The sequence below is a fragment of the Sphingomonas sp. BE123 genome (assembly GCF_031456015.1).
In the GTDB taxonomy this organism is placed as follows: Bacteria; Pseudomonadota; Alphaproteobacteria; order Sphingomonadales; family Sphingomonadaceae; genus Sphingomonas.
In genome coordinates this window covers 733,537-755,590 of record NZ_JAVDTW010000001.1, presented here as the reverse complement: position 1 = coordinate 755,590, position 22,054 = coordinate 733,537, and the positions used below count along the sequence as shown (strand labels likewise).

Below are 22,054 nucleotides of genomic sequence, written 5' to 3'. Positions count from 1 at the left end.
GGTCCGCAAGTCCGATATAAGGATTTCTTTATATCACGTGGGGATTGGGCTCAGGCCCCTGGTGCGGTGCCTGGGCGGAGATAGGCGAACATGTGCGCCACATAATCGACCTTGCCGAGCGCAACCCCGTGTGCACGCAGAATGGCGTAGGCGGTCATCACGTGAAAATAGAATTGCGGGAGTGCCCAGTCGCGAACGAATTGCTGCGCGCTCAGGTCGAAGACCAGGCCTTGCGGGAGCGCATGGGCGATCGGTGCATCGGCCTCGATCGCAGGCATGTCGCTTCCGATCCGCTCGACCAGCGCCAGCGATTCGGCAATCCGCGCGCGCGCATCGGTGATCGTGCCGGGTCGCTCGCCGCCGAGGCGCCCTTCGTCGAGCAGTGCGGCAACCGATGGCGGGAACGCTTCCCCGCGCAGGCGGTACAGTCCCTCCTGCACCTGGACACAGGCAAAGCGGATCTGGGTCGCAAGCGGGAACATGTCAGGGGCAAGCCGTGCCGCCATCACCGCGTCCCCGCTGCCGTGCTCCGCCGCCTTGGCCAGCCAGTTGTCCAGCGCGCGCAGCATCTGGGTGTAGCTGGGCACAAGCATGTCGGTCAGGGTCATTATACGCTCCAATAAAGACGTCGGGCTTGTCGGGCACCACCGGCGGCTTGGCAAGTGACGGTGCGCGGAAGCCAAGCGGTGGCGCTTGGTTCAGCCTTCGCCAATCGCGAACAGCTGCCGCATGCGAACGGCGGCGTCCGTCAGACCCTGCCCCGCGGGCTGGGGCAGAACCGCAACATTTTGGACCTGTGCAAGGCTGAGCAAGTGCCGATGAATCGTTGCGATTGCCGGCATCTGGCGGACGATGCGGGGGCGGAATATATTCTGTGACAGCAGGCGCAGCTTATCCGGTCCGCTGGACGGCGTCGGCGCGTCATCGTTCAGGATCACGATACCGCCGATCGGATAGCGGTCGTCGGCAGCGCGATGGCGCGGACGGATCAGTCGTTTGCCGCGATCATCGTCCGCGATCGCCGGATCCAGGTCATGGTCGATGCGCTCCGCCATGGCGGGATAAAGACGCATCGCAGGCCTGCCCCGCGCTGCCAGCAACTGCTCCGGCTGCGGATGCAGGACGGTGAGATCGTCGGCCAGAAACTGCGCGCCACCGGCAACGAGTTCGGCAGCCAGGCTGGACTTTCCGGCGCCGCCGGCGCCTCCGATCAGCCAGGCATGGCCGTCGATGACCACGCTGGACATATGCATCGGGAGTAGCCCTTGCGAGGCAAGCAGCAACGCTGCGACGGTGCTGTAAAACGCGATCGGCAATGTGCCGCGCCACTGTTCGCCCGGCACGACCTCGATCCGTCCATCGGCATAGGCGTCAAATATGGCCTCGTCCTGCCAGCGCAGGCGAAAGCCGTCCGCAGCGCGTTCCACCCGCGGACTGATTCGCTGGAGCGTGCGATCCTGCACGGTCGGGGTCAGCCGGACGCGGATTGCGCCACGGTCGATAACCGGTGTTGCGCGGTCGAACAGGGTTAGATCAAGGTCGGAGCGCCAATCGGTGCCGAAGCATCGACCGCCATGCTCCGCCGGCGCGATCACGCAGGATCGACAAGCCGCATCCGCGACATTTCGTCCAGCGTGCGGCTCACGCTTGCTTCGCAAGCCGTTCGTTCGACCGCATATTCCTCAAGCAGAGCCTCGACCACTTCCGATCCGGTCCGGGGCGTGGCGAGACTGTTCCAGATTGCCTGTGCCGTTTCATTGAGCACGACATAATCACCGGAATCGATATTCAGCATGACGATGCTGTCATCTACTTCCGATCCAATCCAGTTATCGTTCCGCTGATATCGGGTCATCGCGTCCCATTTCTCGATCAAAAGTGCTGCAGATCAACGCGGCAACTTCTTGGGGCGCGTGGCTATTGCTGTCAAACTGCAACTCATAGACCGGCGCAGTCCGGCATAATGCGCTCGCCGCGTCCAACATCGCTTGCTGCAGGCCCAGCAATTCCGGGACTCGCGGCCTGTGGCGATTGCGCATGACGGCGGCAAAGGCTTCGATCCGGGCGAGGCGGCGCATGGCCAGCGACGCGCCCGGCGCAAGCACGACGATGGCGGCGAGCGGTGTTGCCCGGGCCGTCGCGATCTGGTCATCGCCAAGCGGCTCGAAGCGCCGGGCGTCGTGCGAACCCAGGAACACGCCCCCGGGTAGCCCGCGACACAGCGCCGTGTCGGCGATGGTCTCAACTGCCAGCGTATCGTCCCCGACCAGCTGGGCGCCGTGCTGCAGAAACCAGTGCGCCAGCGTCGATTTGCCTGCGCCCGAGGGGCCGGCAATGGCGATGCAGCGTTCGTGCCGCATCAGCGCGAGCCCGGCAGCGTGCAGCATGAACAGCCCGCGCGACCATAACAGGGCCGGGATTGCGGTGGCGATCAGCAGTTCGCTGACCAGGCCGGGGGCAGCTTGGGGATGGCGCTCGACCACAACCGTGTCGCGTCGGATCCGGAATCGCCCAACTCCGGCGGGCGCGAACTCCAGCCATGGGTCTGCCCGACGATAAATCGCAGGCCACGGCGTCGGCGCACAGACTCCGCCGTCGATGACCGTGATGTCCGTTGCCGCATCGGGGCCCGGCCACGCGACAGCGCCGGGGATGGGGAGCGCGCTGACAATCCCCAAGCCCCAGCCCAGCACAGGCTCGCCCTGCGGCGATAGCGTCATGGACCGGGACATAGCGGATGCTGCGTGACATGGTCCGCCTGACCGGGCAAGCGCGGTGTCGCGAACACCGTCTGCGCGGAAAGGCGCAAATCTCCTATCAGCTGAGCGCGCCCCTGACCAAATGCCCCAGCAGCAGCACGGAGGGGTATGCGGCCACAAAGGCCCAGGGGAACTGGGTCAGGCGCATGACGATCGCCGTTGCGATATGGAAGCCGAACATGGCCGCCAACGCGGCGATCAACCATGGCTCCCCGCCGAACAGTGCGAGCGGAAACAGCGCTTCGCCCAGCATCAGCGCCCAACTGGCGCCAAGCGCCACGCCGCGCCACCGGACGAGTCTTGCGGCCCATGGCGCGCCCCACAAAGCATGCGCCATCACGCCCGCCAGCTCCGCGCCACTGCGCCATGCGGGCTGGCGGAGTTTCGACCAACCGGCGACCATGTAACAGATCAGCAGCTGTCCGCCGCTGACCAGGCATCCCGCCAACAACAAAGCGGTGTCGCCGATGGCGATCGCCGATGTTGCGATCGCCGTGCCTGCCAGCACGATCAGCCCCATCTTGTCGGCGCCGGTCGCGACATACTCCCCATTCAGCCAGATGAAGCTGCCATGGCTGACGAGCGCTGCGATCAGGCCGGCGACGGCAAGCCATGGCGACGCGGCAAAGAGCAGCCAGACCGCAATCGCGACCTGCGCCGCCATCCAGAGCTGCAACAGCCGCATCGTCAGGCGCCGACGGAGCCGGTGGTGCAGCCTTCTGCCCGCCATCCGCGCGAACGGCAGCAGCCCCGCCGCCCCGAAAACGCGCGCACCGACGATCCAGTGCGCGCTGGCAAGCATCAGCCACAGCGCCAGCGCGACACGCGCGGCGGCGAGATAGGGCTGCGCCGTGCTGAGCAGATCGGCGGTCACGCGCTGCCAAACTCCGACAGGAACACGCGGCGCGGCTGCGCGTCCGCAGCGTCGCTGCGCAACAGCGCCAATTGCAGGTCGCCACTCGGCATCGCTTGCCGCACATGCGTCCGCAGCGCGGCGAAGGCCAGGGTCCCGGCAAGCGTCGCGTCGCTATCGCCCCGTTCGGCACGGCTGGCCAGCGCATGGACTGCAAGCCATAGCGCTCCAACCTGTGCGTGGCCGGGGTAGAAGAATGCATGCCACCAGCGCCAGGGTGGCGCGAGTGGCACTGACGTCCACGCGCCAATCCCATCGCTTCCGTCGCGCACGCGCACTTCGAGCGTAAAGGAATAACCGCCGACGCCCTGAGTGAAGAACAGCCAGCGCGGCAGCAACCCGAGCCGGTCAAGCATTGGCAATTTGCGGCTGAGCGGTCGGAACTGAACCACGATGGTCAGGCCGAGCCAGGCAGCTGCAAGCGCGACCGCAAGTTCACCCAAAGTCATGTGCGTGACCCACCGTGACGACGTTCGTCCGGATCGACCTGCATCGTCATGACCTGGTCTGACGCCATGACCTAGTCTGACACCGGGGCGGCGCGATCCGACGGTGCCTTGAGCAGCCAGCCGGTGAACACGCGCCGCGCGGCTCCGGACGCGATGGGCGTCACGCGATGCTCAAGCTTCTGATCGATGTCGAACAACAGCACGTCGCCGCGCTGTGCCCGGTCATGGCGAAACCGCACCGTCCCGGTCGCTGTCTCGCGCAGCTCGAAGGCGCCGCCGTCATATCGCTCGCGTCCAAGGTGAACCGTGACGCCCAGCGCATAGTCGGCGCCGGTGTCGCGATGCCAGCCAAGATGCTCCGCGCCGCCCGGCCGGGTTTCGGCGACCCATGCTGCCATATCCCGAACCGGTCCACAGCCGGTCACCGCCTCGACCCAGCGTAGAAATGCGGGGCGACAGATTGCGATCTTCAGCGCGGTCGCGACCAGCTCCCGCGAATCTACGCGGCGATGCCCGATATGCGGAACCGGCTGATCGACAAAAACCGAGTGGCGCCCGATCCTGTCGAGCGCGTCCAGCATCGCTTCCGACAAACCCGATCGCACCAGCAGCGCACGGTCGCGCTCGAAAACGGCGCGGGCATCGTTCACCGCGCAATCGACCTGCGTGTCGAACCGGTCGATGACGAATGCGGACAGGGTGCGCCGCTCGTCGGATGGGATTTCAACCGGCGGCACTGTCCGCTCCCTGCTCATGCCGATCGTCTGATTGGCCAGAATGACTTATGGCAAGTGCGGGACGTCGCAAAGCCCCTTGCATTCGCGTTGTGCGATGCGGGCGCGATGGTCCATAACCCGCCTCCGATTAGGAGTGTGCTACCCATGCCGTCGTCCGCCCGGCACCACGACGCCGGTCACGCTCATTTTGCGGCGCGACGCTTTGCCGCGGCGGTGACCGCCTATGACCGCGCAATCGCCGCAGAGCCCGATCGTGCCAGCAACCACAGCTTCCGTGCCCGCGCGCTGCTCGCGCTCGGCCGAAAGTCCGAAGCGCTGGCCAGCGCGTTGGCGGCGACTCGGGTCGATCCCGATTCGGCCGAGGCATGGATCGCGCTCGGCTCGACCTTCAGCGGCCTGCGGCAATATGACCTGTCGTTGAAGGCCTGGCGCCGCGCGCAGCGGCTCGCGCCCGACCATCCCCGCCTGCCGGGCCTGCTGATGCAGGCGCAAATGCTGTGCTGTGCGTGGGACGATCTCGACGCGCTGGCGGCAGCGGTTGCCGCCCGGCTCGCATCGGGGGAGGATGCGGTACATCCCTTTTACTGGCATGCCTTCGCGACCTCGCCGGCAAGCCTGTTGCAGGCTGCGCGCAACTGGCAGCGCGCCGCCGCGCCGCGAGCGCCCGATGCCTTGCCGGCAGCCGCGGAGGTGCAACCGCTTCGCGCCGATGGACGCATTCGCATCGGCTATCTTTCCGGTGAGCTCAATCTTTCACCCAACGGGCTGGTGATGGCCGGCGTGTTCGACCATCACGATCGTGCGGCATTCGAGATCGTCGCCTTCGACAACAGCATCGACGACGGGTCGCCGCTGCGCCAGCGGATCGTCGACTCCTTCGATCGGGTCATCGACGTCCGCGCGCTCGGCGATGCCGAGCTGGCGGCCGCGATCCGTGCTGCCGGCATCGACATCATGGTCGACCTCAACGGCTATTTCGGGAACAGCCGCAGCGATGCGCTGCGCTTGCGCCCGGCGCCGGTGCAGGTGAGCTATCTCGGTTGCCCCGCAACCAGCGGCGCCGACCATTTCGACTATGCCATCGCCGATGCCGTCGTCGTTCCCGACGCCGACCGACAATGGCACAGCGAAGCGATCGTCCATCTGCCCGACAGCTATTACCCCACCGATCGCCAGCGGGCGATCGGCACCCGACACTTCACGCGCGCCGAATGCGGCCTGCCTGAAGACCGCTTCGTCTTTGCCTGCTTCAACCATTGCCACAAGCTGCTGCCCGACAGCTTTGCGCGCTGGATGCGCATCCTGCATGGGGTGGAGGGGAGTGTGCTCTGGCTGCTCGACTCCAATCGCCTCGCTACCGCCAATCTGCGTGCTCAGGCCCAGCGGCATGGCATTGCCGCGGATCGTCTGGTGTTCGCACCGCGCATGGCTCCGGAGGATCATCTGAGCCGCCATCGCTGTGCCGATCTCATGCTCGATACCTTGCCCTATAACGGGCATACCACCACGACTGATGCGCTCTGGGCCGGGCTGCCGGTACTGACCGAAATCGGGCAGACGTGGCCGGGGCGGGTGGCGGCAAGCGTGCTGCGCGCACTCGACCTTCCCGAACTGATCGCCAGCGACGGCGCCGCCTATGAGCGACGCGCAATCGAACTTGCCCACGATCCCGGCGCCCTGGCGGCGATCCGGCGCCGGCTGAGCGAGCGGCGGCTGTCCGCGCCGCTGTTCGACACCGCGCGCTATACCCGCAATCTCGAAGCCGCCTATCGCGCCATGCACTGCCGGCGCTGCGAAGGGCTGCCGCCCGGTCCGATCAGCGTTCCGGTGACCTGACGGCCGTTACCGCGCGTCTCGGGCAAGATGCCAGGTGCCTATCGGCAATGTTTGCCAATGCCGTGAAAAGTGGTACTTATCCGGCGCAAGTATAACCGCCCGGGGAATCAAATGGAAAACGTGAAGTCCAGCGCCGTTGACGCCGCCGCACGCAAGGCATGGGTCGAGCCGGCAATCCATTCGCTGGACATCAGCGAAACTGCCGCATTCCCCAATCTGGGCGCCGATGCGCGCGGTAACCCTGCCGCCGACAGTCAGCGCAGCTGAACCGCGCGCGCGCGGTCATTCCTGCGCGGGCTGCGGGCTCAGCGCAGGCTGATGATCACGGCAGGCGCGCCGGGCAATTCGATATTCGCGATGCGTTGAAACTGGCGGTCGCACAGCGCGACCATGCCGCGCAGTGCGTCGCGCCGTTCGCGCGGTCCGAAGATCGATAGTCCGACAATGATTCGCTGCGGGCCGAAGGCGATGCCGCGCGTCATCAGCTCGCTGCTGATCGGAATACGCTGACCGTCGCTGGCGACAAGTTCGCCGGACATCGATGCTGCGTACCACAGCCGCCCATGGTCGTCGGCGACGATGTCGTGGCAGCCGGTATCCGGCAGCGTCTGTCGTTCGATCGGTCGCCAGTCGGGGTCGAACCAGACGATCTGGCTGGTCATCGGCGGTTCGTGCCGACCATTGTGCAGCATTACGCCGATCCGCCCATCGATCTGCGCGATCGCGTTGATGTGGTGATAAGGTGCGGCGTCGAACGGGTGCAGCACGTCGACTGGCCGTCCATCCAGATCGTAGCGCAGGATCGCCTGATTGGCGGTGTCGACGACGTGCAGGAGCCCGTCGATCACGGCGATCTGATGACAGTGACAGTCGAGACCGCGGGCGATGACGACCGGGTCGGACAAGCGTCCGTCGCGCAGCGTCAGCCGCACCAGCCGCCCGCGGGGGCGCTCGCGCAGCCGATGTCCGCAATTCTCGAACAGATACAGCCAGTCGCCGTGCCGACAAATGCCGAAATACCACCCGAACAGCACGGTCGCGAAGCCATCGTCATTGACCGCGAACACCCCCTTTGACGACGCTACCAGCCAGTCGTAACCGCGCAGATCGGCATGGGCCACGTGCACCGCATCGCGCGCGTAACGGTGCATTGCCAGCGCCGCGCGCAACTGGGACAGGTCGGGCAGGGCGGGCGTGGTGCTTGGCATCGCCCCAGCCCTAATCCGCTGGCACACCAGCGCAACCCCCCGGTCTGGCGCGGTCGCGCCGGTTATGGCATCGGGCGCTATGGTCCGGATGAGCGGCATTTACGGAATGATCCGGCGCGACGGCGGCCCGCTGGACTCTCGCGATGCCGCGCTGCTGGGGCTGCCGGACCCGCAGGGCGCAGCGATTCAGCTGCTGCCGGTCGATGACCGCATGCCCGGTGCGCTGCATCGCCTCGACGCCGATGGCGCGTGCACCGTGCTGGTCGGCCATGTCGACGACAGTGCCGTGCTGGCCGCCCGGCTTGCCCGGTCGCCCGCGACCCCGCCCGTTGCCTTGGCGCGCGCTGCGCTTTCGCGCTATGCGGGCGACCTGCCAATCCACATGATTGGGGAATGGTCGCTGCTGCACGTCGATCGCGCCGGCCGCGTGACCCTGATGCAGTCGGCGGCGCTGCGTGATCGCATCTTCTATGCCGTCAACGGTCCGACCATCGCCGTCGCCCCCGATCTGGAGGCGTTGAGCCGCTTGCCATGGGTGGGGCGTGAGATCGATGCGACGGGCCTGCTGTTCGCGGTCGGCAGGGCACAGCTGCGCGCCCGGAACGACGGGCGGACGATGCTGCGCCGCGTGCGCCGGCTCGAGGCAGGCGAGAGCGTCACGATCGACGGGAGCGGGGTCAGAACCGCGCGTGCGAATGCGCTGACCGTGGTGCCGCGCTGGCAAGGCGACTTTGCCGATGCGGTGACGGAAACCGAGCGCCTGCTGCGCATCATCGTTGGCGAGCGGATGCGCCGTGCCGGGCCCTGCATCGCCATGCTGAGCGGCGGCCTCGATTCATCGACGCTGGCGTGGCTGGCGGCGGAACAGCGTCCCGCCGATGCGCCCTTGTGGCTGATCACGTCCGTGGCACCGCCCGACTGCCCCCGGGATGATGAGCGACATATTGCGGGCGTGGTGGCATCGACGCTCGGGCTGTCCACCAATCTCCTGTTCCCGGACATGTCGGTCAGCCTTTATCGCCCCGCCGACGCCATCCTGTACGGCGCCAACGGCCCGCCGATGACGACCCGCCACGGCATGACCGAGCCCTTTCAGCGCTTCGCCGCCGAGCATGGCGCCGCGCTGATGTTCAACGGCAATTATGGCGAGATGACGCTCACCGCCAAGATGCCGGTCGACACGCTGCGTCGCCGCCTGCGCCGGGTCGCGGGGGCGGTGCGGCGCGGCTTGCGCAGCCGTACCGCCGCCCCCAGCCCGACCGGCGCATTCAACATCCGGCTGGCGCGGCACCGACTGGCCGCGATGCCCGACGCGGTGACCGACGCGCTGGCCGCGCCGATGCCGGTGGAGGACTATCCGGCCAGAAATGGCCTGTGCGGCTATCTGCCCGGTGCCGCCAAATCGCTGCGCATCACCACCGAGCCCTATCCGGGTGCGGTGCGCGAGGATTTCCCCTACCGCGACCTGCGCTTGCTGCGTCTGTTCGCCGGGTTTCCGGCGACGTTTCTGACGCATGGCGGCATGACCCGCTCCGTCGCGCGCCATATGCTGCAGGGGCATCTGCCCGATAGCGTTCGGTTGCGCACCAGCGGGTTGCCCGCCTCGCCCGACCATCTCGATCGGTTGCGCTGGCAGGCCCCCGCTGCGCGCGCGCGGATCGCGGCATTTCGTCAGGCGGGGATCGATGACTGGATCGATCTCGACTGGCTCGAAAGTGCGCTGATGGACGTGGAGGCCGATGGGCTGGCCAGCTACGCTCAGGGCAATGACGTCCAATTGACCACGGTCGCCGCCGAATATCTGCTGTCGTGGCTGGGTCGCTAGCTTGGCCAGATGTCGAAGGCGACGCAGATCCGTCGCTCCGATTGGCCGTGCGGATAGGTGCGGTGATAGGTTTGTGACGGAAACAGCGCAAGCAGGCCGGGTTTGGGGCGCAGCACATGCCGGCCAAAGGCCTGGGCCGCGGCTTCCCCCATGAGCAGGTCGCTGATGCCAAAGGCAATGCAACCGCCTTCGTCCGCTCCGTCCTGAACCGCGCGCGGTACGGCGACGTAATAGACGCCGCTCATCCACCCTTCGGGATGGATATGCCAATGTTCGAACCCGCGTTCCTGCGTGATCGCACCCCAGCTGGTCAGCGTGCCCGATGCCGGACGTGCGGCGACCCAGGGGTGATCCACATCGTCGAGCGTTGCCGCGTGACGTTCGGCCGTGCGCGCAATCTGCTCCACCAACGCCGCCGCGAGCGGCGCATGGCCATTTGCGAGCGAATCGAGAATCTCGGTCTCTTGCGACGCTGTTCCGTACCGATCGCGACGGATCGCGCTGTTGCGCAGGATTTCGTCAGCCAGCGCGGTATTGAACGCCCCGATATCGTCCCATCCCGGGGGCGGTTCCATCATGATCTCGGCCCGCAGCCGGTGCGCCAGTTCGCCCGAACGCGCCGCCGACACTTCTCCCAGCGCGACCAGCGACAGCGTGCGCGAGGCATGCAGCCAGCTGTGCGACACGCCCAGCGCCGCCATCCGGTCCGCGAGCGCCAGTACCGCCTTGGGCTGCCCGCAGCGCAGATGGTGCAGGGCCAGCATCCGGTACGCGCCCTGATGATCCGGCTGCAGCGCCAATGCGCCGTTCAGCAAGTCGTTTGCCGCTGCGTCGGCGTGCTCGCGCCGTGCCAACCGCGCCTTCAGCACCAGTGTCGCCGCACGCTGCCGGTCGTTGATCGCCTGTTCCAGCGCGGCGTCGGCCTCGATCGCCGCGCGCGCGCTATCGCCGGGTCCGTTGCGCGCCAGCAGTGCTTCGCACAGCAAGGCGCGCTCGAAAAAGACCAGCGGACCGGCCGGACTGTCGGTGAGCAGCGCGATACACTCCTCGAACGCATCGACACGGTTGAGCAGCTTGGCAAGGCGCGGCCGCAAGGTCGCTGACGCGGGATTGCGACGCACCGCTTCGCGCAGCAAATCGCATTCCTGCCGCGAGTTGAGCGCGGTGCCGCGTTCAGGCGTGATCGAGATGGCGACAGCCATTGCGTCTCCCACGGAATCCGTGTCGGCTGGCCCCGCAGCGCTCGGCAAGACCTGGCTGACACAGTGTTCGCACTGGCCGCAAGCGCTACGGTGACCGCGATCCTTTTGCAAATCCCGCGAAGGCCTTGGTTCGAGATCGCCCCGGCATTCCGGTCCGCGCGGTGCCGTTACAGCATCCGTGCGCGGTGCTCTGCGGTGGGCAGCCAGCACTCGGCCCGCTTGCCGAACAGCCGATAGCGGTTCCGTGCGATCAACCGGTAGACCGGGTCACGCACGGGTGCCGGCACGATCCGTAACAGCGCGACGAGGCGCCACGGCCACCCTAGTGCTGCATAGATGGCAATGATCGCGTCGCTGTCCGTGTGGACGCTGGACTTGCCGACGACCGCGATGCTGGTCGGGTTCTCGGGATCCAGCCCATGCCGGCGCGACAGGTCAGCGCCGACCGCACCCTGCATAGGCGCAAGGTAGAAGCGCCGCGCTTTGTCGTGGGTCAGCACGATCTGCGCATTTTTGGAGCACAGCACGCATTCTGCGTCGAACAGGATGATCTGCCCCCGTTCAAGCGCCGCCGAAACGCGCGAATCCGCTGTGTGTTCCGTCACGGCAATGCAATCCCGAGCAAGCGATGCGTCAGTTCAGCGCTGCCCGTCCGGATTGCAAGGTGGTTGTTCGCTTGCAACCACGGCAGGGGTGCACCGATGCGCGAACGGGGCTGTTGCTGCGACCCCGGCGCACAAAGCACGCGCGAACAGCGCTTCGTCCCTTCAACGCATTCTGATGAATAGGACCGCGAAATCCGCCGTCTGTGGCGGGAATGGTGACCCCTACGGGACTCGAACCCGTGTTTTCGCCGTGAGAGGGCGACGTCCTAGACCGCTAGACGAAGGGGCCGTGTGCGCGGAAGCGGGGCCTTTATCGGCGGGCGGACGGGGCGTCAACCCGCAGGGGTGAAAACACTGTGCGGGGTGGCGTTCGTCACATTCGCGCCCTATCTGGCCAGAAATGGCGCGTTCTTCACGATCGATGGACTGGGGCTTTCCCCGCTGGCGAGCCTATGGCGCCGAGCGCGAGGCGGTAAAGGTGCGGCTGTGCGATCGCGAGGGCTGTGACCGGCCCGGCGACCGCCCTGCGCCCAAATCGCCCAACAGCCCCGAACGCTGGTATTTCTGCGAGGAACACGCCGCAGAATATAATCGCAACTGGAATTATTTTGAAGGGCTGACGGCCGAGGAAGCCGCCAAGCGCGAAGCCGATGAGCGGCGTACCGCGAATGGCTATACCGAAAGCCGGCACAATGGCTGGGCCGGTCCCGGAGATGGCAGCCGGTCCCGCGACGAGATGCGCGCGCTCGAGGTGCTCGAGCTCGATCCGGATGCGTCCTTCGAGGCGGTGCGTGCCGCCTGGCGTCGCCTGGCGAAGGAGCATCATCCCGATATCCGCCCGAACGATGCCGAGGCGGCCAAGCGGTTCCAGGCGGTCCAGACTGCCTATGAAGTGCTGCGCGCGGCTGAAGAGCGCCGCCAGTGGCGGCCCGATTGAAGACGCGGGTCCGCTCCAACTGGTCGAACGCGGTTCTGGTCTGCACGAAATGCTCGAAAAAGCTGGATGGCGGGTTCGGGCCAAAGGGGCGGCAGCCCCTGGGAAAGGCGCTGCGCAAGCATCTCGACCTCAAAAAGGGGCGGAAGGCGGCGGCGGGGGTCGTTGACGTCAAATGTCTCGGGGTCTGCCCGCGCGGCGCGGTGACGGTCGTCAACGGCGCGGCGAGCCGCGAATGGCTGCTGGTGCCCGCCGGGGCCGATCTCGATGAACTGGTCGCCGCACTCGACCTGCGCGATCCGGCCGATGGGGACGCGACGCGATGACGCCGCGTCGGCAGCGCGCTTGCGCCTGCGTCGAACTGCGCTAGGGTCGGCGCTGTGTCATCCGCACTTCCCTCCGACTCGCTCGCGCGCAAGCGGCTCACCGACGCGCTGATTGCGACCGGGCGTGGCGACCGTTCCGCACTGGCCGAGGTCTACGCGCTGACCAGTGCGAAGCTTTTCGGCATCTGCTTGCGTATCTGTGGAGACCGGGAGGAAGCTGAGGACGTGGTGCAGGAGGTATATGTGAAGGTGTGGCAGCGGGCGGGACGCTTCGATCCCGATCGTGCCAGCCCGATCACCTGGCTCGCGGCGATCGCACGCAACAGCGCCATCGACCGGCTGCGCGCCCGCCCGGCACGGGCGACCGCGCCGATCGAGGCGGCGGCTGCGGTGGCCGACCCGGCGCCGACCGCCGACGCACTGATCGACGAATCGCAACAGCGGGTGCGCATGCGGCTCTGCCTTGAGGGGCTTGAGGCGCGCGCATCGGGGGCAATCCGCGCCGCATTCTTTGGCGGGCTGACCTATGCCGAACTGGCCGAGCGCGATCGCGTTCCGCTGGGTACGATGAAGACGTGGATCCGCCGCGGACTGCTTCAGCTGAGGACGTGTCTCGGCGATGGTTGAGCAGGACGACGTGCCCGAGGATCGCGACCTGCTTGCCGCCGAGCTGGCGCTTGGCGTGCTTGAAGGGGATGCGCGCGCTGCCGCGATGCGCCGGACCCTCGCCGATCCCGCCTTTGCCGAGGCGGTGGAGGCGTGGCGTGAGCGATTGGCCGGCATTGCGCTCGATGCGCCGGATGCGGTGCCGCCTGCGCAGATGTGGGATCGCATCGACGCAGCAATTGCGCAGACCGCGCCGGCAGCGCCCGGCGACCTCGTCTCCCGGCGCCAGCTGCGCTGGTGGCAGGCGGGAACCGCTGCGACCGGCATGGTTGCGGCGGCACTGGCGCTGGTCGTTCTGACCCCGCGCCCCGAACCATCGATCATTCCTCCGGCGCCGATCCCGGTCGCGGCGCAACCCGCCATCGTCGCGCAGCTGCGCGGGGAGGGGGAGGGGCCGCTGGTCGCAGCGCGTTATGACCCGCAGACCGCGCAGCTGCGGCTGGTGGCGCAGGACATGGATGCGAGCGAGAGCGTCCCGGAATTGTGGATCATCCCCGCTGATGGGATCCCCCGGTCGCTGGGCGTGATCGCCGCGGCCGGCGACACACAGCTGCAGGTCGCCGAGGGGCATCGCGCGATGCTGCACGACGGCGCGACACTGGCGATCACCATGGAGCCGCGCGCGACCGCGCCGCACGACGCGCCGACCGGTCCGCGCGTGGCGGCAGGAAAAATTTTCGGCATCTGACATCCGCGGCGCATCCGCGTCCGTATCTCCTGCGCAATCCGGTCCCGACGGGCCGCGAAACGCAACGATAAGCAGGAGGATGTGTATGAAGTTCAAGACTCCGCATTTCGCGCTGGCGCTTGCCGGTGCCGCGCTGGCCACCGGGTCGGTCGCGATCGCCGGCCAGTATCCGATGGTGGGTGGTGCAGCGATGCTGCCCAGCAAGGATATCGTCGACAACGCCGTCAATTCGAAGGATCACACGACATTGGTCGCCGCGGTCCAGGCCGCCGGGCTGGTGGACACGCTCAAGTCGCCCGGGCCGTTCACCGTCTTCGCGCCGACCAATGCCGCGTTTGCCAAGCTTCCCGCCGGGACCGTCGAAACGCTGCTGAAGCCCGAGAACAAGGGCACGCTGACCGCAGTGCTGACCTACCATGTCGTCCCCGGCAAGATGATGGCCGGCGACATTGCCGCCAAGGCTGCGGCGAATGGCGGCAAGCTTGAGCTGACCACGGTTCAGGGCGCGAAGATCACCCTCTCGAAGCGCGGTAGCGGCTGGATCGTCACCGATGCCAAGGGTGGCACCTCGAACATCACCATCGCCGATGTCGGGCAGAAGAATGGCGTGATCCACGTCGTGGACTCGGTCCTGCTGCCCTGATCGAACCCCCGTGGCGCGGGATTTACCCGGCTCCCGCGCTGCACCCGCCGGTGTGTTGCTCCCTTTTGACCACCGGCGGGACAACCGCCCGCCCGGCCGCGTTGAGTTTCAGGCCGGGCGGGTACGGTTGAGCCATTGCGTGGCACGCGGCCAGTGCCGCAGGATCAGCCGGTCGAACAGCAGCACCGCGATCAGCGACAGCGCCAGCATCGGCAGCAGTGCAGCGGCAATGAGCGTGATGGCAGCGACGCCGCGTAGCCTGGCCGCGCCCGGATGCGGCGGCGCACCCAGCGAGCCGCCCGGACGACGGCGCCACCACATCACGGTCCCGCTGACTCCCAGCAGGATCAGCGCGGCCGCAGTCGCCACGCCGACCAGCTGGTTGATCCAGCCGAACAGCTGCCCTTCATGCCAGGCAATGCCATAGCCGATCGCGCGGTCGATCGGGTGCTTGTCCGCAAAGCCGCTGCGCGAAACGACGTCGCCCGTGACCGGGTCAAAGCTGACGCTGCGCGCAATCGGGCGGTTCTGCGTCTCGCTCGACACTTTCCACACATTGCCGTTCGGCGGTCCGAACCGCGCCGGGGCGCCGGGCGGCGACAGGATCGCGGGCGCCGGGACGCCCTCGGCCTGGGCGCGGGCGACCATTTGCGTCAGCGTCTGGCCGGTGACGGGTGGCGCGGCGGCGGCGGCGCCCAGCATCGCCGCATGGTCATGTTCGGCATGCAGGTCGACACCGCCCTTCCACTGCTGCGGCCCCTGGACCAGCCCCAGCTCGGCGCGCACCGCGCGGAATGCCGTCGCCCAGCCATCGGTCCATGGCAGGCCGGACACGAGCAGCACCAGCGCAAGGCCGGACACCCAGAACCCGGTCACGGCATGCAGATCGCGCCACAGGATGCGCCCGCGCGCGTTCAGCCGCGGCCACAGCACGCCGGCCAGCCCGCGCCCGCGCGGCCACCACAGATACAGGCCCGACAGGATCAGCAGGATCGCCCAGCTCGCGGCGATTTCGACCAGAAACCCGCCCCAGCGACCGAGCAGCAGCGAGCCGTGAATGCGTGAGACGGTGGCGGCGATCCGGGCTTCGGGATCGTCAATCGCGATCACCTTACCCTGCGGCGACACGGCGATGTCGCGCATCCCGCCCTCGGCCAGCCCGACATGGATCACGGCGGCGTCGCCCGGGGCGGCTGGCAGGCGAAAATTGTGGAAGGTCGCTCCGGGCACTGCCGCCAGCGCCGCCTTGAGCTGCGCGTCGGGAGTCACCGCCCCCGCGACCGGCAGGCCGCGCCAGTCGCGCTCCTGCCACGCGTCGAGCTGCGGCTTGAACAGATAGATCGCGCCGGTCAGCGCCAGCAGCAGAATGAACGGCACGACGAACAGCCCGGCATAGAAATGCCAGCGCCAGATCGTCCGGTACAGCCGACCAGCCTCCTGCCTCACGCAGCGTACCGCTCGGCCGTCGCTCGGATCAGTGCGATCATGTTGGGGATGCCCTGTGTCCGGTTGGAACTGAGCTGGTTGCGCAGGTCGAACGGGGCCAGCGCGCCTTCGATATCGGTCGCCAATATGTCGCCCGGTGCGCGATCCTGGACCGTCAGCAGCACCAGCGCGATGATCCCCTTGGTGATCGCGGCATTGCTGTCGGCCAGAAAGTGCAGCGTCCCGTCGTCGCGTACCGTGGGATAAACCCACACCGCCGCCGAACAGCCGCGCACCAGGGTGGCATCGGTCTTGAGCGGATCGGGCATCGGCTCCAGCGCCTTGCCCAGATCGATCAGCAACCGGTAGCGGTCATCGGAGTCGAGGAATTCATATTCGTCGGTCAGGTCGGACAGGCTGGTCATGATCCCGGCCCTTAGCGTGATCGCTTTGCCGCGTCATCCGCCACGATGCGGGGCAGCTGCCGCCCCGCGGGTGGGCGGCCGACCGGCCGCGCCACCGCAAGGGGGTCACAGATCGACGCCGGCGGCAATCGCCTCGAGCTTGCGGATCCGTTCCTTGAGATCGGCGATCTCGATCCGCGCACCGGCATTGCCGGAATCCGCCTGCGGGTGGTCGCCATGCTGCAGCATGGCCAGTTCCTGCCGCTTGAGTGCAAGCCAGCCGCGCCATCCGGCCAGGCCCGCGCCGGTCACCATGCCCAACCCCGCCAGAGTCGCCATCGCCATGACCATGTAATAATTGGGATCCGTCATCACATCCTCCTCCGGCTCGGGCCGGACTCCAGTTGCGTCAGCGTTCGCTCGTGCCGTCGCGCAGCTTCTCGATCTCGCGCTCGAGGCTCACGCTCGAATGATTGTCGGTGATCACCCGCTCCAGCACCGCGATGCGGTCTTTCAGCGCGCGCACCTCGTCCTGCAGGCGGCGGGCCTCGGCGCTCGCGGCCGGGTCGTGGGCGACATAGTCGTTGCCGCGTGCGTCCTTCTGGATCCCCATCCGGGCGCGGACGATATTGCCGATGGTCACGATCGCCACGATCATCACCACCATGAATGCCCAATCCATTGCCTGCCTCCTGTTCGTCTGATCCGGTTGGCCGGGCCGCGCTTATTCGGCGGGCTGGGCTGCCGCGGCGCGGGCGGCGCGGCGGGCGGGGCGGTCGCGCATCTCGGCCATCGCGACGCCGATCGCGCCGATGATGGTCAGTACCGCGAAAACTCCTATCAACATGATAGATACTCCCTCACAAAACGCGTTGGTTCAATTGATTGGCCGCTCGTCGCGCAGCCGTTCGATCTGGTCCGACAGGTCCAGGCCCTTGTCGGTGACGATCCGCTCCAGCACCCGCACCCGCTGCTCCAGCCGCTCGGTATGTGCCGCATATTGCGCAGCGCGTTCGGCGGTCTGGGCGGTGAGCACTTCGGCCATCTTTTCTTTGTGCTTCAGCCAGCGTTTGAACATCTCGCCGCCGACGCCGAGGATCACCGGGATGCCCACGACGATGAAGAAGAAGGCGATGACGAACGGTGCTTTTTCCATCGTTCAATCCTTCAGTTCTTGCTCAGCCGCAGCGCTTCGATCTCGCGATCCAGCGCGTGGCTGCTGTCGGTCACGATCCGCTCGACATTCGCCAGCCGGTCCTTGACCGAGCCAAGCTCGGCACGGAGCTGGGCGTTTTCCTGGCTCATCAGCTTGATGCGCTCGACCAGTTCCTCATTCTTCTGCGGATAGATCGCCTTGCCCCAGCTCGATTCCAGCGGGTACCCGTTCTTGATCCGCAGCCAGGTGGTGAACATCCAGGCGATCATGCCGGCAACGCCGAGGATCGCGATGGTCGGGGCGAGCACGCCCAGCAGCTGTACCTTTTCCATGTCTCAGTTCCTCGCTTCGGCGCCTCAGCGCAGCGCGTCGATGGCGCGGGCGGTCCGCTCGGCCGGGTCGGTGGCGATGCGTTCCAGCACCGCGATCCGCTCTTCCAGCCGGCTGATCTGCCCGGTCAGCCGTGCATTCTCGCTGGTCAGCAGCTCGATCTTGCGCGCCTCGTCGGGGCTGCTCTTCGGCTGCACCACGCCACCCCATTCATTCTCCACCGGATAGCCGTGCTTGACGCGCAGCCAGGTGGTGATGACCCATGCGCCCATGCTCATTGCGATGATGGCAAGAACGAAACCCGGTCCACCCCAGCTCATGATATTCCCTCCTGTTGAGCGCCCGGCTTAGCGGAGGCGCTCGATCTCGTCGGCGAGCTGCGTGTTGCGGCTCGTGTAGAATGTTTCGATGTCGGCCATGCGGCGATCGATGTCGCGCAGCTTGGAGCGGACTTCCTGGGTCGAGCGGCGCGGATTGGCCCGCACGCCCTGCCAGAATTTCACGTCTTCCTGGCTCTGGTAGAGGCCCATCGGCTTCTGCGAGACGACCATGGCAAGGCCGATATAAACGAAGAACATCAGCGGAAAGGTCGCGACCAGCAGGGCAAGGAAGCCCAGGCGGATCCACAGCGGGTCGACCCCGGTATATTCGCCCAGCCCTTCACAGACGCCGAGCCATTTGCCGTTGACCTTGTCGCGGTACAGTTGCGTGCGGCTGACAGACATCTCAGTTCCTCCGTGCGCGTTCATAGTCGGGGAGTTCGCGGGCTGGCGGCGTATCGGTGCCACGCAGGCGGAACTCGGGATTGTCGGCGGCGATGATCCGCTCGATGGTGTGCAGGCGATCCTCAAGCCGGCGGGCGGTATAGTGCAGCTCGTCCAGCAGGCTCTCGTCCTCGCCGGTCAGCGTCTTGGCCTGTTTCCACTTGGTGACATAGTGGAGGATCAGCCAGGGCAGCCCGACAAAGAGCATTCCGACGACCCCGATCGGGACCAGAATGTCTTCCATGGCTTAATTCCCCTTGTTCAGGCGCGCCTTGAGCGCGGCCAGCTCGGCATCGACCTTTTCGGCCGACTGGAGCTCGGCGATTTCCTCTTCCAGCGTCTTCTTCGGCGCGCCCAGTGCCAGCGCATCGGCGCGGCCCTCGGCGAAATCGACGCGACGCTCGAGCAGGTCGAAGCGGCTGAACGCGTCATTGACCTTCGACCCATGGGTCATCTCGCGCAGCCGGACGCGGTTGTTGGCGCTTTCCAGCCGGGTCTGAATGGCGTTCTGGCGGGCCCGGGCATCGCGCAGCTTGGTCTGCAGCTTGGCGATATCCTCTTCCGACGCACGCAGCGCGTCGTCGAGCACCGCGATTTCCGCATTCAGCTGATCGCACATGTCATACGCCTTCTGGCGCTCGACCAGTGCCGCCTTGGCCAGGTCCTCGCGATCCTTGCTCAGCGCCAGCTCGGCCTTTTCGGTCCAGCTCAGCTGCAGGTTTTCCAGCTTGGCGATGTGGCGCCGCATTTCCTTCTGGTCGGCGATGGTGCGCGCCGCGCTGGCGCGGACTTCGACCAGGGTCTCCTCCATTTCGAGGATGATCATGCGGATCATCTTGGCCGGGTCTTCCGCCTTGTCGAGCAGGTCGGTGAAGTTGGCGGCGATGATGTCGCGGGTGCGAGAGAAAATGCCCATCTGAAACATGCTCCTTGAAACTCGTGCCGCCGGGCGGGCTAGGGGGTACCCGCCCGGCGGGATCGCTCACGCGATGGCTGGGGCGGAAACCGTGGCGCCGTCGGTCGCCGTGACGGCGGGGCCGACCACGGTTGCCAGGCTGGTGGTGCTCACGACCAGGGTGCAGAGCAGCGCCGCCAGCGTGGTGCGAAAGCTGTTGTGGCCCTTGTACATTGGTTCCGTCCCTCGATATCTTCGTTGCATTCGCCGCCAATTGCGACTTGCCAACAGCTTTGCACGGGGCGTGCCAATTCCATTTTTTGGCGGAAATCCTTGCGTTTTTGAACGTGCCCCGGTGGTGACAAACTTCACCCTTGCCAAAACTTGGGAAAATATCCCAAGAGTTCGCTCATGGAGCGGACCACCCATGTCGTCGGCCAGTCGGGAGCCTTTCTCGACGCGCTCGAACTCGCATCGCGCGCCGCGGCGCTCGACCGCCCGGTACTGGTGATCGGCGAGCGCGGGACCGGCAAGGAACTGGTCGCCGAACGCCTTCACCGCCTCAGCCCGCGCTGGGACCAGCCGCTGGTGGTGATGAACTGCGCGGCGTTACCCGAAACACTGATCGAAGCGGAATTGTTCGGGCATGAGGCGGGGGCCTTTACCGGCGCCACCAAGGGGCGTCCCGGCCGGTTCGAGGAGGCCGATGGCGGCACGCTGTTCCTCGACGAACTCGGCACGCTCAGCATGGCGGCGCAGGATCGGCTGCTGCGCGCGGTCGAATATGGCGAGATTACCCGGATCGGCGCGTCGCGGCCGATGCGCGTCGACGTCCGGATCGTCGCGGCGACCAACGAACATCTGCCCGCCCGGGTGGAGCAGGGCACGTTTCGCGCCGACCTGCTCGACCGGCTGAGCTTTGAGGTGGTCACCCTCCCGCCGCTGCGCGCGCGTGCCGGGGACGTGCTGGTCCTGGCCGAGTTTTTCGGGCGACGGATGGCGGCGGAGCTGGGGCTGGACTGGCAGGGCTTCGGCCCGACCGCGCTCGACGCGCTGACCGCGCATCACTGGCCGGGCAATGTCCGCGAGCTCCGCAACGTGGTGGAGCGCGCGGTGTATCGCTGGGACCGCGAGGGGCCGGTCGACGCGATCCAGATCGACCCGTTCGATTCGCCTTATCGCCCGAAACCGATGCCGCACGGCATTCCCGGCAATGCCGCGCCGGTTCAGCTGACGACCGAAGAGCCGGGGCCGCTGCCGCGCCGCGAGGATGATCTGTCCGGCGACTTCAAGAGCCGCGTCAACCGCTTCGAACGCGAATTGCTCAGCCGCGCGCTAGCCGAAAACCGCTACAATCAGCGCGCGACCGCAGAGGCGCTGGGCCTCAGTTACGATCAGCTGCGCCACGCGCTCAAGCGCCACGACCTGCTCAACGCGGGCGGCTGATCGCCCCACTCGATCCCATCTGCAGAAAAATTTGTGCGGCAATCGGGCCGGTGATGCGTTAGGCGGTCGCGAACCAAAAAACGGAGGGACATCCCATGGCGTTCGAACTTCCCACGCTCCCCTATGCCAAGGACGCGCTTGCGCCGACGATCTCGGCCGAAACGCTCGAATTCCACTATGGCAAGCATCACAAGGCCTATGTCGACAAGACCAACGGCTTCGTCGCGGACAAGGGGCTTGAAGGCAAGTCGCTGGTCGAAGTGATCCGCCACGCCAAGGAAACCGGCGACAAGGGGCTGTTCAACAACAGCGCACAGATCTGGAACCACAGCTTCTACTGGTTCGGCCTGACGCCCGAAGCCAAGGAGCCGACCGGCAAGCTCGCCGAGATGATCGAAGCCAAGTTCGGATCGAAGGAAGAGCTGGTCAAGCAGCTCATCGCCGAAGCCACCGGCCATTTTTCGAACGGCTGGGGCTGGCTGGTGCTCGATGGCGACGAGATCAAGGTGACCTCGCTCCACGACGCCGACACGCCGGTGGTCTATGATTACAAGCCGCTGCTGACGATCGATGTGTGGGAACACGCCTATTACATCGATTACCGCAACGCGCGTCCGGGCTATCTGGAAGCGATCACCAAGATCATCGACTGGGACTTCGTCGCCGCCAATCTCGACGGCGAAGGCGTCAGCCGCGCCGATCAGGCCGGCTGATCCACGCGATCAGCGACGACCGAAGCGGGCCGGGGAAACTCCGGCCCGTTTTGATTCCGGCATATCCATTATTGTCGTCCCGGGCTCGACCCGGGACAGGGCTTCTTCTTCTGCTGCATTGGAGCAAGGC

32 protein-coding genes and 1 tRNA gene are annotated in these 22,054 nt (G+C 66.6%); 10 read left to right on the top strand and 23 right to left on the bottom strand.

Going from position 1 to position 22,054, the window contains the following annotated elements:
* Positions 1–50 precede the first annotated feature (50 nt).
* From J2Y54_RS03775 to J2Y54_RS03745, 7 genes are all read right to left on the bottom strand, one after another.
* Complete coding sequence (locus J2Y54_RS03775) at positions 51–608, bottom strand: DUF1993 domain-containing protein (RefSeq protein ID WP_310037035.1); 558 nt, start codon at positions 606–608, stop codon at positions 51–53.
* Positions 609–698: 90 nt separating this feature from the next.
* Positions 699–1,595 carry a hypothetical protein gene (locus J2Y54_RS03770; RefSeq protein ID WP_310037034.1) on the bottom strand — a complete coding sequence of 299 codons (897 nt, stop codon included), beginning with the start codon at positions 1,593–1,595 and terminating at the stop codon, positions 699–701.
* Positions 1,592–1,855, bottom strand: coding sequence for a PqqD family protein (locus J2Y54_RS03765; RefSeq protein ID WP_310037032.1), 264 nt, complete (start codon positions 1,853–1,855; stop codon positions 1,592–1,594). Before J2Y54_RS03765 ends, J2Y54_RS03770 begins: the two co-directional genes overlap by 4 nt.
* Positions 1,830–2,732: a hypothetical protein gene (locus J2Y54_RS03760; RefSeq protein ID WP_310037031.1), complete on the bottom strand. Its 903-nt coding sequence runs from the start codon at positions 2,730–2,732 to the stop codon at positions 1,830–1,832. Before J2Y54_RS03760 ends, J2Y54_RS03765 begins: the two co-directional genes overlap by 26 nt.
* Positions 2,733–2,817: 85 nt before the next feature.
* Positions 2,818–3,633 (bottom strand): hypothetical protein, encoded by an 816-nt coding sequence (locus tag J2Y54_RS03755; protein WP_310037029.1) that lies wholly within the window; start codon positions 3,631–3,633, stop codon positions 2,818–2,820.
* Positions 3,630–4,121 (bottom strand): hypothetical protein, encoded by a 492-nt coding sequence (locus tag J2Y54_RS03750; RefSeq protein ID WP_310037027.1) that lies wholly within the window; start codon positions 4,119–4,121, stop codon positions 3,630–3,632. The genes J2Y54_RS03755 and J2Y54_RS03750 overlap by 4 nt, the downstream gene beginning before the upstream one ends.
* Positions 4,122–4,192: 71 nt before the next feature.
* A complete protein-coding gene (locus tag J2Y54_RS03745; RefSeq protein WP_310037026.1) occupies positions 4,193–4,876 on the bottom strand; it encodes a 2OG-Fe(II) oxygenase in 684 nt (227 codons plus the stop codon).
* A gap of 126 nt (positions 4,877–5,002) precedes the next feature.
* Here J2Y54_RS03745 and J2Y54_RS03740 point away from each other — a divergent pair, with 126 nt between their 5' ends.
* Both J2Y54_RS03740 and J2Y54_RS03735 read left to right on the top strand, forming a co-directional pair.
* The gene (locus J2Y54_RS03740) at positions 5,003–6,694 is read left to right on the top strand and encodes a tetratricopeptide repeat protein (protein ID WP_310037023.1); all 1,692 of its coding nucleotides are present in this window, start codon (positions 5,003–5,005) and stop codon (positions 6,692–6,694) included.
* Positions 6,695–6,805: 111 nt separating this feature from the next.
* A complete protein-coding gene (locus J2Y54_RS03735) occupies positions 6,806–6,961 on the top strand; it encodes a hypothetical protein (protein ID WP_310037021.1) in 156 nt (51 codons plus the stop codon).
* 38 nt (positions 6,962–6,999) lie between these two features.
* Here the strand turns inward: J2Y54_RS03735 and J2Y54_RS03730 are convergent, their stop codons facing one another.
* Entirely contained in the window at positions 7,000–7,902 is a 903-nt protein-coding gene (locus tag J2Y54_RS03730; RefSeq protein WP_310037018.1) for a hypothetical protein, read from the bottom strand.
* Between the two features lie 88 nt (positions 7,903–7,990).
* On the opposite strand from J2Y54_RS03730, the gene J2Y54_RS03725 reads away from it, so the two are divergent.
* Complete coding sequence (locus tag J2Y54_RS03725) at positions 7,991–9,727, top strand: asparagine synthase-related protein (RefSeq protein ID WP_310037017.1); 1,737 nt, start codon at positions 7,991–7,993, stop codon at positions 9,725–9,727.
* On the opposite strand, the gene J2Y54_RS03720 is transcribed toward J2Y54_RS03725, so the two are convergent.
* From J2Y54_RS03720 to J2Y54_RS03710, 3 genes are all read right to left on the bottom strand, one after another.
* Positions 9,724–10,929, bottom strand: coding sequence for a putative 2OG-Fe(II) oxygenase (locus J2Y54_RS03720; protein ID WP_310037014.1), 1,206 nt, complete (start codon positions 10,927–10,929; stop codon positions 9,724–9,726). The genes J2Y54_RS03725 and J2Y54_RS03720 overlap by 4 nt on opposite strands.
* Positions 10,930–11,096: 167 nt before the next feature.
* Complete coding sequence (locus tag J2Y54_RS03715; protein WP_310037012.1) at positions 11,097–11,534, bottom strand: DCC1-like thiol-disulfide oxidoreductase family protein; 438 nt, start codon at positions 11,532–11,534, stop codon at positions 11,097–11,099.
* 213 nt (positions 11,535–11,747) lie between these two features.
* Positions 11,748–11,823, bottom strand: a tRNA-Glu gene (locus tag J2Y54_RS03710).
* Between the two features lie 111 nt (positions 11,824–11,934).
* On the opposite strand from J2Y54_RS03710, the gene J2Y54_RS03705 reads away from it, so the two are divergent.
* The 5 genes from J2Y54_RS03705 (at position 11,935) to J2Y54_RS03685 (ending at position 14,791) form a co-directional block, all read left to right on the top strand.
* Positions 11,935–12,471 carry a J domain-containing protein gene (locus J2Y54_RS03705; protein ID WP_310037010.1) on the top strand — a complete coding sequence of 179 codons (537 nt, stop codon included), beginning with the start codon at positions 11,935–11,937 and terminating at the stop codon, positions 12,469–12,471.
* The gene (locus J2Y54_RS03700; RefSeq protein ID WP_310037007.1) at positions 12,468–12,794 is read left to right on the top strand and encodes a (2Fe-2S) ferredoxin domain-containing protein; all 327 of its coding nucleotides are present in this window, start codon (positions 12,468–12,470) and stop codon (positions 12,792–12,794) included. The genes J2Y54_RS03705 and J2Y54_RS03700 overlap by 4 nt, the downstream gene beginning before the upstream one ends.
* 54 nt (positions 12,795–12,848) lie before the next feature.
* On the top strand, positions 12,849–13,421 hold the full coding sequence (locus J2Y54_RS03695; RefSeq protein ID WP_310037005.1) for a sigma-70 family RNA polymerase sigma factor: 573 nt from the start codon (positions 12,849–12,851) through the stop codon (positions 13,419–13,421).
* The gene (locus tag J2Y54_RS03690; RefSeq protein ID WP_310037002.1) at positions 13,414–14,148 is read left to right on the top strand and encodes an anti-sigma factor domain-containing protein; all 735 of its coding nucleotides are present in this window, start codon (positions 13,414–13,416) and stop codon (positions 14,146–14,148) included. The genes J2Y54_RS03695 and J2Y54_RS03690 overlap by 8 nt, the downstream gene beginning before the upstream one ends.
* Positions 14,149–14,233: 85 nt before the next feature.
* Positions 14,234–14,791 carry a fasciclin domain-containing protein gene (locus J2Y54_RS03685; RefSeq protein WP_310037000.1) on the top strand — a complete coding sequence of 186 codons (558 nt, stop codon included), beginning with the start codon at positions 14,234–14,236 and terminating at the stop codon, positions 14,789–14,791.
* A 108-nt stretch (positions 14,792–14,899) separates the two neighbouring features.
* On the opposite strand, the gene J2Y54_RS03680 is transcribed toward J2Y54_RS03685, so the two are convergent.
* From J2Y54_RS03680 to J2Y54_RS03625, 12 genes are all read right to left on the bottom strand, one after another.
* A complete protein-coding gene (locus tag J2Y54_RS03680) occupies positions 14,900–16,237 on the bottom strand; it encodes a PepSY domain-containing protein (protein WP_310036998.1) in 1,338 nt (445 codons plus the stop codon).
* On the bottom strand, positions 16,234–16,641 hold the full coding sequence (locus J2Y54_RS03675) for a SufE family protein (protein WP_310036995.1): 408 nt from the start codon (positions 16,639–16,641) through the stop codon (positions 16,234–16,236). The genes J2Y54_RS03680 and J2Y54_RS03675 overlap by 4 nt, the downstream gene beginning before the upstream one ends.
* A 105-nt stretch (positions 16,642–16,746) precedes the next feature.
* Positions 16,747–16,992: a hypothetical protein gene (locus tag J2Y54_RS03670; RefSeq protein ID WP_310036993.1), complete on the bottom strand. Its 246-nt coding sequence runs from the start codon at positions 16,990–16,992 to the stop codon at positions 16,747–16,749.
* Positions 16,993–17,029: 37 nt separating this feature from the next.
* On the bottom strand, positions 17,030–17,302 hold the full coding sequence (locus J2Y54_RS03665; protein ID WP_310036990.1) for a hypothetical protein: 273 nt from the start codon (positions 17,300–17,302) through the stop codon (positions 17,030–17,032).
* 42 nt (positions 17,303–17,344) lie between these two features.
* Entirely contained in the window at positions 17,345–17,467 is a 123-nt protein-coding gene (locus J2Y54_RS03660) for a hypothetical protein (RefSeq protein ID WP_310036988.1), read from the bottom strand.
* A gap of 30 nt (positions 17,468–17,497) precedes the next feature.
* Complete coding sequence (locus J2Y54_RS03655; RefSeq protein WP_405052894.1) at positions 17,498–17,698, bottom strand: hypothetical protein; 201 nt, start codon at positions 17,696–17,698, stop codon at positions 17,498–17,500.
* 89 nt (positions 17,699–17,787) lie between these two features.
* On the bottom strand, positions 17,788–18,045 hold the full coding sequence (locus J2Y54_RS03650; RefSeq protein WP_310038444.1) for a hypothetical protein: 258 nt from the start codon (positions 18,043–18,045) through the stop codon (positions 17,788–17,790).
* Positions 18,046–18,132: 87 nt separating this feature from the next.
* On the bottom strand, positions 18,133–18,426 hold the full coding sequence (locus tag J2Y54_RS03645; protein ID WP_310036983.1) for a hypothetical protein: 294 nt from the start codon (positions 18,424–18,426) through the stop codon (positions 18,133–18,135).
* A gap of 27 nt (positions 18,427–18,453) precedes the next feature.
* A complete protein-coding gene (gene pspC / locus J2Y54_RS03640; RefSeq protein ID WP_310036981.1) occupies positions 18,454–18,831 on the bottom strand; it encodes an envelope stress response membrane protein PspC in 378 nt (125 codons plus the stop codon).
* Position 18,832: 1 nt separating this feature from the next.
* Positions 18,833–19,114, bottom strand: a complete 282-nt coding sequence (gene pspB, locus J2Y54_RS03635) for an envelope stress response membrane protein PspB (protein WP_310036979.1) — start codon at positions 19,112–19,114, stop codon at positions 18,833–18,835.
* A gap of 3 nt (positions 19,115–19,117) precedes the next feature.
* Positions 19,118–19,786, bottom strand: a complete 669-nt coding sequence (gene pspA, locus J2Y54_RS03630; RefSeq protein WP_310036977.1) for a phage shock protein PspA — start codon at positions 19,784–19,786, stop codon at positions 19,118–19,120.
* Positions 19,787–19,852: 66 nt separating this feature from the next.
* Positions 19,853–19,999 carry a hypothetical protein gene (locus J2Y54_RS03625; protein ID WP_310036974.1) on the bottom strand — a complete coding sequence of 49 codons (147 nt, stop codon included), beginning with the start codon at positions 19,997–19,999 and terminating at the stop codon, positions 19,853–19,855.
* A gap of 177 nt (positions 20,000–20,176) precedes the next feature.
* Between J2Y54_RS03625 and pspF the strand changes: the two genes are divergently transcribed.
* Positions 20,177–21,211 (top strand): phage shock protein operon transcriptional activator, encoded by a 1,035-nt coding sequence (pspF, locus tag J2Y54_RS03620; protein WP_310036971.1) that lies wholly within the window; start codon positions 20,177–20,179, stop codon positions 21,209–21,211.
* Positions 21,212–21,306: 95 nt separating this feature from the next.
* The gene (locus tag J2Y54_RS03615; RefSeq protein ID WP_310036970.1) at positions 21,307–21,924 is read left to right on the top strand and encodes a superoxide dismutase; all 618 of its coding nucleotides are present in this window, start codon (positions 21,307–21,309) and stop codon (positions 21,922–21,924) included.
* The last annotated feature ends 130 nt before the right edge of the window (positions 21,925–22,054 follow it).

Bases quoted from the DNA above. Each gene is read 5' to 3' on its own strand.
- J2Y54_RS03675 (WP_310036995.1), bottom strand. From the start codon at position 16,641: ATGACCAGCCTGTCCGACCTGACCGACGAATATGAATTCCTCGACTCC.
- pspA (WP_310036977.1), bottom strand. From the start codon at position 19,786: ATGGGCATTTTCTCTCGCACCCGCGACATCATCGCCGCCAACTTCACC.
- J2Y54_RS03730 (WP_310037018.1), bottom strand. From the start codon at position 7,902: ATGCCAAGCACCACGCCCGCCCTGCCCGACCTGTCCCAGTTGCGCGCG.
- J2Y54_RS03685 (WP_310037000.1), top strand. From the start codon at position 14,234: ATGAAGTTCAAGACTCCGCATTTCGCGCTGGCGCTTGCCGGTGCCGCG.
- pspB (WP_310036979.1), bottom strand. From the start codon at position 19,114: ATGGAAGACATTCTGGTCCCGATCGGGGTCGTCGGAATGCTCTTTGTC.
- J2Y54_RS03645 (WP_310036983.1), bottom strand. From the start codon at position 18,426: ATGAGCTGGGGTGGACCGGGTTTCGTTCTTGCCATCATCGCAATGAGC.
- J2Y54_RS03765 (WP_310037032.1), bottom strand. From the start codon at position 1,855: ATGACCCGATATCAGCGGAACGATAACTGGATTGGATCGGAAGTAGAT.
- J2Y54_RS03720 (WP_310037014.1), bottom strand. From the start codon at position 10,929: ATGGCTGTCGCCATCTCGATCACGCCTGAACGCGGCACCGCGCTCAAC.
- J2Y54_RS03725 (WP_310037017.1), top strand. From the start codon at position 7,991: ATGAGCGGCATTTACGGAATGATCCGGCGCGACGGCGGCCCGCTGGAC.
- J2Y54_RS03705 (WP_310037010.1), top strand. From the start codon at position 11,935: ATGGCGCGTTCTTCACGATCGATGGACTGGGGCTTTCCCCGCTGGCGA.
- J2Y54_RS03750 (WP_310037027.1), bottom strand. From the start codon at position 4,121: ATGACTTTGGGTGAACTTGCGGTCGCGCTTGCAGCTGCCTGGCTCGGC.
- J2Y54_RS03650 (WP_310038444.1), bottom strand. From the start codon at position 18,045: ATGATCGCCTGGATGTTCACCACCTGGCTGCGGATCAAGAACGGGTAC.
- J2Y54_RS03690 (WP_310037002.1), top strand. From the start codon at position 13,414: ATGGTTGAGCAGGACGACGTGCCCGAGGATCGCGACCTGCTTGCCGCC.
- J2Y54_RS03655 (WP_405052894.1), bottom strand. From the start codon at position 17,698: ATGTTCAAACGCTGGCTGAAGCACAAAGAAAAGATGGCCGAAGTGCTC.
- J2Y54_RS03660 (WP_310036988.1), bottom strand. From the start codon at position 17,467: ATGTTGATAGGAGTTTTCGCGGTACTGACCATCATCGGCGCGATCGGC.
- J2Y54_RS03665 (WP_310036990.1), bottom strand. From the start codon at position 17,302: ATGGATTGGGCATTCATGGTGGTGATGATCGTGGCGATCGTGACCATC.
- J2Y54_RS03615 (WP_310036970.1), top strand. From the start codon at position 21,307: ATGGCGTTCGAACTTCCCACGCTCCCCTATGCCAAGGACGCGCTTGCG.
- pspF (WP_310036971.1), top strand. From the start codon at position 20,177: ATGGAGCGGACCACCCATGTCGTCGGCCAGTCGGGAGCCTTTCTCGAC.
- J2Y54_RS03760 (WP_310037031.1), bottom strand. From the start codon at position 2,732: ATGTCCCGGTCCATGACGCTATCGCCGCAGGGCGAGCCTGTGCTGGGC.
- J2Y54_RS03740 (WP_310037023.1), top strand. From the start codon at position 5,003: ATGCCGTCGTCCGCCCGGCACCACGACGCCGGTCACGCTCATTTTGCG.
- J2Y54_RS03735 (WP_310037021.1), top strand. From the start codon at position 6,806: ATGGAAAACGTGAAGTCCAGCGCCGTTGACGCCGCCGCACGCAAGGCA.
- pspC (WP_310036981.1), bottom strand. From the start codon at position 18,831: ATGTCTGTCAGCCGCACGCAACTGTACCGCGACAAGGTCAACGGCAAA.
- J2Y54_RS03745 (WP_310037026.1), bottom strand. From the start codon at position 4,876: ATGAGCAGGGAGCGGACAGTGCCGCCGGTTGAAATCCCATCCGACGAG.
- J2Y54_RS03775 (WP_310037035.1), bottom strand. From the start codon at position 608: ATGACCCTGACCGACATGCTTGTGCCCAGCTACACCCAGATGCTGCGC.
- J2Y54_RS03625 (WP_310036974.1), bottom strand. From the start codon at position 19,999: ATGTACAAGGGCCACAACAGCTTTCGCACCACGCTGGCGGCGCTGCTC.
- J2Y54_RS03670 (WP_310036993.1), bottom strand. From the start codon at position 16,992: ATGACGGATCCCAATTATTACATGGTCATGGCGATGGCGACTCTGGCG.